Source organism: Pseudomonas sp. GW821-FHT07F01 (assembly GCF_059418825.1).
Genome location: NZ_JBWKQO010000001.1, coordinates 376,654 through 385,951, shown reverse-complemented (window position 1 = coordinate 385,951; position 9,298 = coordinate 376,654). Strand labels below are relative to the sequence as shown.

11 protein-coding genes are annotated in these 9,298 nt (G+C 64.3%); 6 read left to right on the top strand and 5 right to left on the bottom strand.

What is annotated here, in order from left to right:
• Positions 1-24: 24 nt before the first annotated feature.
• On the bottom strand, positions 25-582 hold the full coding sequence (locus AC07R1_RS01770; protein ID WP_019094995.1) for a hypothetical protein: 558 nt from the start codon (positions 580-582) through the stop codon (positions 25-27).
• A gap of 117 nt (positions 583-699) precedes the next feature.
• Between AC07R1_RS01770 and AC07R1_RS01765 the strand changes: the two genes are divergently transcribed.
• Both AC07R1_RS01765 and AC07R1_RS01760 read left to right on the top strand, forming a co-directional pair.
• Positions 700-1,101: a GFA family protein gene (locus AC07R1_RS01765; protein WP_401154721.1), complete on the top strand. Its 402-nt coding sequence runs from the start codon at positions 700-702 to the stop codon at positions 1,099-1,101.
• 31 nt (positions 1,102-1,132) lie between these two features.
• Positions 1,133-1,498 carry a hypothetical protein gene (locus tag AC07R1_RS01760; protein WP_019094996.1) on the top strand — a complete coding sequence of 122 codons (366 nt, stop codon included), beginning with the start codon at positions 1,133-1,135 and terminating at the stop codon, positions 1,496-1,498.
• On the opposite strand, the gene AC07R1_RS01755 is transcribed toward AC07R1_RS01760, so the two are convergent.
• Positions 1,495-2,118, bottom strand: coding sequence for a cell wall hydrolase (locus tag AC07R1_RS01755; protein ID WP_495110029.1), 624 nt, complete (start codon positions 2,116-2,118; stop codon positions 1,495-1,497). The two genes, AC07R1_RS01760 and AC07R1_RS01755, sit on opposite strands and share 4 nt — an antisense overlap.
• 302 nt (positions 2,119-2,420) lie before the next feature.
• On the opposite strand from AC07R1_RS01755, the gene AC07R1_RS01750 reads away from it, so the two are divergent.
• The 3 genes from AC07R1_RS01750 (at position 2,421) to AC07R1_RS01740 (ending at position 6,463) form a co-directional block, all read left to right on the top strand.
• Positions 2,421-2,954, top strand: coding sequence for an RNA polymerase sigma factor (locus AC07R1_RS01750; RefSeq protein WP_011060692.1), 534 nt, complete (start codon positions 2,421-2,423; stop codon positions 2,952-2,954).
• On the top strand, positions 2,947-3,921 hold the full coding sequence (locus tag AC07R1_RS01745; protein ID WP_123431002.1) for a FecR family protein: 975 nt from the start codon (positions 2,947-2,949) through the stop codon (positions 3,919-3,921). Before AC07R1_RS01750 ends, AC07R1_RS01745 begins: the two co-directional genes overlap by 8 nt.
• 70 nt (positions 3,922-3,991) lie before the next feature.
• Positions 3,992-6,463 (top strand): TonB-dependent siderophore receptor, encoded by a 2,472-nt coding sequence (locus tag AC07R1_RS01740; RefSeq protein ID WP_495110028.1) that lies wholly within the window; start codon positions 3,992-3,994, stop codon positions 6,461-6,463.
• Positions 6,464-6,521: 58 nt separating this feature from the next.
• On the opposite strand, the gene AC07R1_RS01735 is transcribed toward AC07R1_RS01740, so the two are convergent.
• The 3 genes from AC07R1_RS01735 to AC07R1_RS01725 are packed head-to-tail and all read right to left on the bottom strand — an operon-like array spanning position 6,522 to position 8,470.
• On the bottom strand, positions 6,522-6,968 hold the full coding sequence (locus AC07R1_RS01735; protein ID WP_169893659.1) for an NUDIX hydrolase: 447 nt from the start codon (positions 6,966-6,968) through the stop codon (positions 6,522-6,524).
• Positions 6,969-7,025: 57 nt separating this feature from the next.
• Positions 7,026-7,655 carry a DMP19 family protein gene (locus AC07R1_RS01730; RefSeq protein WP_495110027.1) on the bottom strand — a complete coding sequence of 210 codons (630 nt, stop codon included), beginning with the start codon at positions 7,653-7,655 and terminating at the stop codon, positions 7,026-7,028.
• Between the two features lie 26 nt (positions 7,656-7,681).
• Complete coding sequence (locus tag AC07R1_RS01725; protein ID WP_495110026.1) at positions 7,682-8,470, bottom strand: hypothetical protein; 789 nt, start codon at positions 8,468-8,470, stop codon at positions 7,682-7,684.
• Between the two features lie 434 nt (positions 8,471-8,904).
• Between AC07R1_RS01725 and AC07R1_RS01720 the strand changes: the two genes are divergently transcribed.
• Complete coding sequence (locus AC07R1_RS01720; protein ID WP_145714026.1) at positions 8,905-9,285, top strand: hypothetical protein; 381 nt, start codon at positions 8,905-8,907, stop codon at positions 9,283-9,285.
• Positions 9,286-9,298 lie beyond the last annotated feature (13 nt).

The following is a 9,298-nucleotide window of genomic DNA, read 5'->3' as shown; positions in this document are numbered from 1 at the left end:
CTGCCCGGGTTCAGGTCCGGGGCGTTACAGGTTGTCCGTCACCCGGCACAGCTTGCTGTCTTTCAACGGGGCCGCAGCATATTCCTTCGAGCCAAGCGGCGCCTGCTTGAGCATCACCGCGCACTTGTACATCCCCGAGGCTTCCAGCTGGTAGTCCATGCCTGCCTTGGGCACGAAGCTGAACAGGTTGTAGCACTGGTTGCCCAGGTAGTGGAACGCCATGGGCTGCCCGGCCGGCACCAGCACTTCGGTCCGGGTACCGGGCACTGCGGGAGTCTGCGGCGCCGCCATGCCCAGGCTTTCACCGTTACGGTTGGCGTAGCCGTCCCGGGCAGCCACCACGACCCCGGCACCGGGCAGGCGGAAATCCACACAGTCGGACCTGGGCACACCGCGCACCATGCCGTCGCTGATCACCCGCAGGCGCACGGTTTCGCCACCCGGCGGCGTGGAATAGGGCGTGGAAAAGGACCGCACATCGGTCAGGGCGCCGCAGCCGGCCAGCGCCAGCAACAGGCCGGCGAGACCCGGCAGGCGCACGCGCCCTATGCAGGTGTTGAGGGGATGAGGCGATTGACTCACTATGTCGCTCCTTGCGGGTCGGGTTCCTGGGCAGCTGCTGCGATCAGCAGCCGGCGTTTTATAAAGGGTTCACCCACTCGCGGCAATGCTGGCCCTGAAACTTCGGAAACCCTGACCATGCAAAACCAGCATCAAGGCAGTTGCCTGTGCGGCGCGGTGACTTACCAAGTGTGCGGCGCGCTGAAAGCCGTCACCCACTGCCATTGCCACAAGTGCCAGAAGGGCCACGGCGCGGCCTTTGCTTCCTACGCCAGTACGCCGCGTGCGAATCTGGAAATCCGCGACCAGAGATCGGCGCTCAAGGTGTACGAATCCTCCCCTGGCGTGCTGCGCCAGTTCTGCTGCCACTGCGGCTCTTCGTTGTTCTGGCAGGACATCCAGGGCGAATATCGCCAGTGGATTTCCATCGCCATTGCCACCCTGGACACGCCCTTCGCAGCCCCCAGGCAACAGCATTACTGCGTGGCCATGAAGGCCGACTGGTATGCAATCACCGATCAGTTCGACCAAGTGCAATAAGCCACGCCGCACCCAGAGGAATGCCCCTGTCATGACCCGGCACTTCAGCTACGTCTGGCTCCTGCCGTTGCTTGAACGCCCCTACGAATCGGTCGCGGCCGACCTGCCTGGCGCCCTCGCCGGGCTCAGGATAGAGCCCCCGCCGGGTGAACCGCTGTGCCTGCGCCAGTTGCTGCTGAGCGCCCTGGGGTCCGGCTCCGAACACTGGGAGCACTGTGCTGTGGCATGGCTGGAAGCCGGCTTCCCGCTGGATCGCGAGCTGTGCGAAAGCCTGCTGCACCAGGTCTCGCAAAAAATGTTCAGCCAGCCCATCCGCCATCGGCTGACCAGCCTCGGCAAACGCTGGCTACGCCAGGACAACCAGGCCCGTACCCACGACTCAAACCCACGCCACTAGCGCGCCGCGACGTCCTTGGGTTTGTAGAAGCTGAAGCTGCCGATCTCGGTGGTCTTGATATAGGCCCGGGACCAGTCCGGCGACACACTGCGGTCGTGAAAGAACAGAGCGCCGCCGGTACGGTCCTTGAGCTGCTGGTTCAGCGCCTTGCGGGCAATTTCCTTGGCGATGGTGTAGCGGCCCTCTTCTTCCACCTGGTCGGGCCGGCCATCGCACCACCAGGAGAACTGGCAGGGGCTTTTTTCCGAACCCTGCTTGACCACTTCGCACACCGTCCCGGGAAAACCCTCATGGCCCAGGCGGTTCAGAACCACATTGGCCACGGCCTCCATATCGGCGCTTTCACCGCCCTTGGCTTCCCAGTAGATGGTCCGCGACAGGCACGTGATGGCGTCGTCCACCGGGGCCTGGCCGGCCGGGTCCACGGCCTGCACTTCGGTCTTGGTGATGGGTACGGCCTGGGGCTCGGCCTTCGGGCTCTCCTTGTCCGCGGCTTTCTGCTCCAGCGCCTGGGCCTTGTCCTGGGCAGCGGCCTGGACCGCCGGCTGCGGGTCGGCGGCCCAGAGCTGGGCTGCGGGCAACAACAAGGCAAAACACAGGGTCCTGACAATCCAGCGCATGATCGATCCTTCCCGAAAAACCTTTACCCCCTGCCAGCGCCGCCCCTGAACGTACCTGGCGGCAGAGCGGCGCAACCGGTTGCAGCATGGCCGGCACAATGGCGCGTCGAGGGGGAGCGAACGGGTCACCGGGGGCCATGTTGAATCGACCATGGGCCGCGCGAATCATTCCCTGGTGCCGCAAGCCCTGCACAAGGCCCAGGACAAGGCTTCCGTGGAAATTCGCTGGTAATGATAAGAATTCTCATTAGAATGCCCAGCCATTCACGCTGAGCCGTATCAGGTAGTGGGAGCAGTGGGCGATGGAAACCGGAGACGACCAGCAACAACTCAGCGCGCTGTTCATTGCACAGCGCGGGGGGCTGATCCGCATGCTTGCGCGGGTGGTGGGGTGCGCCAACCTGGCCGAGGACCTGGCCCAGGAGACCTACCTGCGGGTGGCCAAGGCGCTCAACGCCCGCCCCATCGAGCACTTGCAGCCGTTCCTCTATCAGACCGCCCAGTACCTGGCCTTCGATCACCTGCGCAGCCAGCGCAGCAAACGCCGCTTCGAGTACCAGCCCACCGACGCCAGCCAGCTCAGCGAAGTGCCCACTGCCGCCCCCGGGCCGGAAAGCCATGTCCAGGGCCAGCAGCAGTTGCACTTGCTGCAACAGGTACTGGCCACCCTGCCCAAGCGCCAGCAACAAATCCTGGTTTTGCATAAACTGCACGATCTTTCGCAAAGCCAGATTGCCCAGCGCTTGCAGGTTTCCCTGAGCACGGTGGAAAAGGACCTGCGCCATGCACTCAATGCCTGCATCAAAGCCACCGACCGGCAGAACCCCGATGACTGAACACCTCAGCGCCCTTCCCGGCGACGCCATTCGCGAGCAGGCGAGCTACTGGTTCACCCAGCGTGAGGCCATGACCCACAACCTGCCGCTGCGCCAGCGCTTTGAACAGTGGCGCAACAGCCATGCGCAGCACGCCGAGGCCTACCGCGCCCTGGAAGACCTGTGGCAGGCCAGCGCCTTCGAACAGGCCCTGGAACAGCTGGCGCTGGGCCTGGACCTGCCGGCCGCGCCGGCCCCCGCCACGCCGCGCAGAAAACGCCACCGCACTCGCTGGCTGGCCGCCGCGGCCACGGTGCTGGTGATGCTCGGTGCCGGCTGGTTCGGCGACCTGCCACTGCGCCTGCAGGCCGATCACCTGAGCGCGGTCGGCGAACTCCAGCGCTTCGACCTGGCCGATGGTTCGCACATCGTGCTGGGCAGCGACAGCGCCATCAGCAGCGACTTCAGCAACGCCCGGCGGCGCATCCAGCTGCTGCGCGGCGAGCTCTATGTCGAGGCCTTCCACGACCCGTCCCGGCCGCTGACCATCGAGGCCGGCAGCGCCACGGTGACCGTGGTCGGCACCCGCTTCAGCGTCAGCCGCCAGGCCGACGGGGTGACCGTGGCCGTACGCGAAGGCCGGGTACGCCTGGCCGACGAAAACGGCCAGCAGAGCCTGCTGCAAGCCGGCAACTGGCAACAGTTGCAGGGCCACCAGTTGCTGCCCCTGAACCCCGAGGGCAGCGAACGGCAACTGGCCTGGATCAACGGCCGCCTGTCCTTCCAGGACGCACCCCTGGCCCAGGTTCTGCAAGAACTGCGGCGTTACCATCGCGCACCGATCCTGCTGTTCAACGCCGACGCGGCGCAGCAGAAAGTCAGCGGCAACTACCAGCTCGATGACCCGCAGGCCATTGTCCGGGCCCTGAGCAAAGTCACCGCCACCGAGCTCACCCGCCTGCCGGGCGGCATCCTGGTACTGCGCTGAAACACTGCCCGGGGGGGCTGAAAAAAAGTTTTACGGCTTTGCCGAGGCCAACCCGTCAGGGTGTTTGCTTATGCAAATCATTCCTATTTCGTACGGGACTTCCATGCACCTTCCAACACTCACCCCGGCCCGCAGCATCCTCGCGCTGGCCATCTGCCTGGCCTGCAACCCCGTGATGGCGGTCGAGCCCACCACCGCTACCGACAACCAGGCAACCGCCACCTACAGTTTTGCCATCGCCCGCCAGTCCCTGGCCAATGCCCTGGACCAACTGAGTACCCAGAGCGGTTTGCAGATCGCCTACTCCGCGGCACTGGCCCAGGGGATCGAGTCGGCGGGGGTCAGCGGGCGCATGAGCGCGGAACAGGCACTGGGCAAGCTGCTGGCCGGCACCGGCCTGGGTTTTGAACGCAACGGCGCCAACGCGGTGCTGCTGACCCGCCTGCCCCAGAGCAGCCAGGCCGTGGAACTGGAGGCCACCCAGATCGTCAGCAACCAGTTGGGCACCGTCACCGAAGGCAGCGGCTCCTACACCCCAGGCACCATCGCCACGGCGACCCGCATGGTGCTGACCCCGCGGCAGACCCCGCAGTCGATCACCGTGGTCACCCGGCAGCACATGGAAGATTTCGGCCTCAACAACGTCGACGACGTGATGCGCCACACCCCGGGCATCACCGTCTCGGCCTACGACACCGACCGCACCAACTACTACGCCCGCGGTTTCTCGATCAACAACTTCCAGTACGACGGCATTCCCTCCACCGTGCGCAACGTCGCCTATTCGGCTGGCAACACCCTCAGCGACATGGCCATCTACGACCGGGTGGAAGTGCTCAAGGGTGCCACCGGCCTGCTGACCGGCGCCGGCTCCCTGGGCGCCACCATCAACCTGGTGCGCAAGAAGCCCACCGCCCAGTTCCAGGGCCACGCCTCCCTGGGCATGGGCTCCTGGGACAACTACCGCAGCGAACTGGACGTCAGCGGGCCGCTGACCGAAACCGGCAATGTTCGCGGCCGCGCAGTGGCGGCCTACCAGGACAAGCAGTCGTTCCTCGACCACTATTCGCGCAAGACCTCGACCTACTACGGCATCCTCGAATTCGACCTGTCCCCCGACACCCTGCTGACCGTGGGCGGCGACTACCAGGACAACATCCCCAAGGGCTCCAGCTGGTCCGGCACCTTCCCGCTGATCAACGCCACTGGCGGGCACAACAGCATGTCGCGCTCCTACAACAACGGCGCGACCTGGAGCGGCTGGGAGCAATACACCCGCACCGCTTTTGCCATGCTCGAACACGACCTGGGGGATGGCTGGGTCACCAAGCTGCAACTGGACCACAAGATCAACAGCTACCACGCCGAACTCGGCTCGATCCAGTTCGACGAGCCGCAGACCGATGGCACGGCCAAGGTCAACGCACAGAAGTACACCGGCGACACCACCAGCGATTCCGCCGACCTGTACCTGAGCGGCCCCTTCAATCTGTTCGGCCGCGAGCATGAACTGGTGCTGGGCGGCTCCATCGCCAACTCGCGCTGGACCGGCAAGGGCTACTGGTCCCCGGACTTCCCCGGGGGCAAGGGTAACGTGGTGGACTTCTACAACTGGCACGGCAAGATCGAACGGCCCATCTGGGGGCTGCCGGCCCAGCGCACCGACGACACCGTGCGCCAGACCGGCACCTACATGACCACCCGCCTCAACCTGATGGACGACCTGAACCTGTTTCTGGGCGGGCGCGTGGTCAACTATCACCTCACCGGCCTGACCCCGTCCTACAAGGAAAGCGGACGCTTCGTGCCCTACGTCGGCGCGGTCTACGACCTCGACGACCACTTCTCGATCTACGCCAGCTACACCGATATCTTCATGCCCCAGGAAAGCTGGAACAAGGACAAGGACAGCAAACTGCTCAACCCGGACGAAGGCCAGAACTACGAGCTGGGGCTCAAGGGCGAGTTCTTCGAAGGCCGCCTCAACAGCAGCCTGGCCTACTTCGAAGTGCACGAGACCAACCGCTCGGTGCCGGACGATGCCTACAACAACCAGTCGCCCCCCCCCGACAACTACGCCTTCAAGGGCGCCAAGGCGGTCACCAAGGGCTACGAGCTGGAGATTTCCGGCGAACTGAGCCCGGGCTGGCAAGTGCAGGCCGGCTACACCCACAAGATCGTGCGTGATGACGAGGGCGACAAGATCTCCACCTTCGAGCCGCAGGACCAGGTCAACCTCTACACCAGCTACAAGCTCAAGGGCGACCTGGACAAGCTGACCGTCGGTGGCGGCCTGCGCTGGCAGAGCGAGGGCTGGTATTCGGTCTACAACGCGCCGCGCAAGATCAACGAAGACATTTCCCAGGAGGCCTACTGGCTGGTGGACCTGATGACCCGCTACCAGATCACCAAGAACCTGTCGGCGACCCTCAACGTCAATAACATCTTCGACAAGTCCTACTACACCAACGTCGGTTTCTATAACTCGGCAGCCTACGGCGAACCCCGCAACTTCATGCTCAGCACCCGCTGGGACTTCTGAGCCGGCGGCCCTGCCGGGCCACCCCGCCCGGCAGGGCACCAAGCAGCATCAGTGCCCGTCAGCCAAGCAGGCCCGCCTGCTTGAGCAGGTCCGCCAAGCCCGCGGGAACCAGCGGCGTCTGCTCGGTGAAGCTGGCGCTGCCCTGCCAGCGGGCCACGAAGGGCGCGCCATCGCTTTCCCGGGCATCGAGCTGGGCACGCTGGTAGACACTCGGGTCGTCGAAGCGGGCGTCGTAGACCTGGACGAACTCATGGCCGGGCTTGCCGGCATAGGTGAACAGGCTTTCCAGGGTGCCGATCAGGCGCAGGCTGTTGATCGACAGCCCCAGCTCTTCCTGTATTTCCCGAACGATTGCCTGGGCACTGTGCTCGCCAAAGTCGATGCCGCCACCCAGGGGGCGAAACAGCATCTGTTGCTTGTCGGCATCAAAGAACTGATTGACCAGGATCTTGCCCTGGTGATGGAAGATGCACAGCGCGAGCGCGCGGATGCGGGGTTCAGACATGGGGTGAAGTCCATTTGCCGAGACGAGGCGCGGCATTAGAACACGGCGCCAGGCCCCTCAGCCAACGTAAAAATACTTCACCGCCAAGGCCGGGACCTCCTCCATCGCCGACCACAGTTGCTCGTCCAGTTTGCCACTGATCAGCTCATGTTCCTCGTCGCTCAGCAGCCCGGGAATGTCCCACAGTTGCTCCAGTTGCGGGTGGCCTTCCAGGTGCGCGATCAGCTGGCGCTGGCGGCTGACCAGGGCCCGAGTGTTGCGCGCGCCGATCGCTGCCAGGGTGCTGAGCGCTAGCTCGCAGGTCTGCTGCCCCCAGTTGCAGAAGAACTGCAGGAAGCCGCCGTTGTAGCCGTCCGCCTCCAGCCGCCACAGCGCGACGATGGCCTGGTCGTCCGCCGGCAGTTGCTGCAGTTGCCAGTCCAGGGCCTTCAGGCGAGCCATGGACTCATCGCACAGGCATTCCCAGATCCAGTCGATGGCGTTGAGACTGAGCACCGGCTCGCCCAGGTGCGGCCAGGACACGGACCAGCCCCGATGTGCGATGGCAAAATCCGCCCGCTGCTCGGGCGTGGCCTCCCGCAGCCGGCTGTAACGGCTCAGGGGCTGGCGCAGCCGCAAGCCGTCGGCCCAACTCAGGCAGAGCATTTCATCCTCGAAGGCGACGTGGGTGATGGGGCTGAGGTTCATCAGGCAGGACCTTTGGGCAATCTAATTCAGTCGTAAGCGGCCGGACGGCGGCGCGGGCCGATGCCGTGGAGCACCGTGAACAGCCCACCGCCCAGCAGCCCCAGCAGCAGGAACGGAAAGATCCCACGGTTGAGCAAGGGGATCCAGTAGTCCAGCCCCGAAGCCCCCTTCAGGGACCCGGCGAACAGCCCCGGGGCGCCGGACAGCAGCCAGATCAGCACGCCACTGAGGCCACCGCCGATCACATAGCGCCAGCCAGTGGCGAGAAAGCGCTCCACCAGCCACAGCACCGGCCAACTGACCAGCATGCTGATCCAGGCACCGATCATGGCCCCCAGCAAGAATACCGGCAGGCTTTCCGCGCCCTTGGGATAGAGCGCTACCGCGACGCCTCCCAGGGTCAGCGCCCCCGACAGCGGCACCGCCAGCAGCCGCCGCAAGCCCGGCCCTCGCCCATGGGGCGGCACCGACAGCTGATCAATTCCACGGCTCAGCATGCTGTACAGGCCAGCCAGGGCCAGCCCGCCCGCCAGCGGCAGCAGCAACAGCTGCATCCATGAAGTACGCACCAGCACCGTGGCCACCAGGCTCAGGATCAGGCTGATCCACAGGTAGCGCGCCCTGGCCTGCGGGCAGCGCCGCTCAGTCCACAGCAACAGGGGAATACCCAGGACCATGGCGATCACACTGCCAAACAGAAACCCGGAAAACAGCTCCGTGCCATTCCAGCCCTTGATCAGGCCCTTGATCACGGCGTAGACCAGGCCAGCGCACAGGGGCAGTGCAAACAATCGCAGTTCGGCGTTGGGCCGCATGGGGTTCTACCTGGGGTGGCAACGGGTGCCGGGTTGAAGGAAGGTGCGTTTCTACACAAGTGCGGCGGACTAATCCAGTGCCGGAGAAACAATGCAACCTTGAGCCCGGCAATGGCTTATTGCTCAATATCGGGGTATACAACTGGGCGAAAATTCATCCAGACATCCACCGTAAAAGACCACCCACCGCAAGTCGCTGCACTGCTGTCAGAGCAGAACAAGCATTGGCTTACAGGCAGCCGCCGAGTCCTGTTGCAAGCTCAACAGCAGCTCTGCGACCAGGGCGTGCCCAGCACGATCACCTTGGCACCTGAAACAGCCGGCGCCATTCCTCTGGACAGGCCACTCTGCCACGCTGACGCGGTCCTGTCAGCGCTCCGGCGCAGGTTGCAATGACCCAGCGTTGACCGACGCGATATGAAAGGAAACTTGACGTGCTGGCAAGACTGAACGGACAGGAACTGCATTTCTTTGGCACACCCAAAGCATTCAATGCCATGGCACGAGCCATTCGCAAAGGCCGGCACGGCGAGTCTCAATCAATGCCGCTGGAGCAGGAGCAATCCAGTTTCGGCACCTTGTTCCTGAGTTGCTCCGGTCAATCGAGCAGGATCTGGATTGAGCACAGCGAGGTTCATATCCAGTATGCCGAGGCCAGTAAAAACCGACTCTACCCTTGCCTCTCCATGCCCGCTGAAACAGCGCCGGGTGCGCTTTTTTTCATCGACAAGCGGCATCAGGATCACCCACCGCTGCTCACCGACGACTCGCTAAGCCTTGTGCTGCATGTCATCGCGAACGACGCCGATGCTTGAACTGCATCTGCAA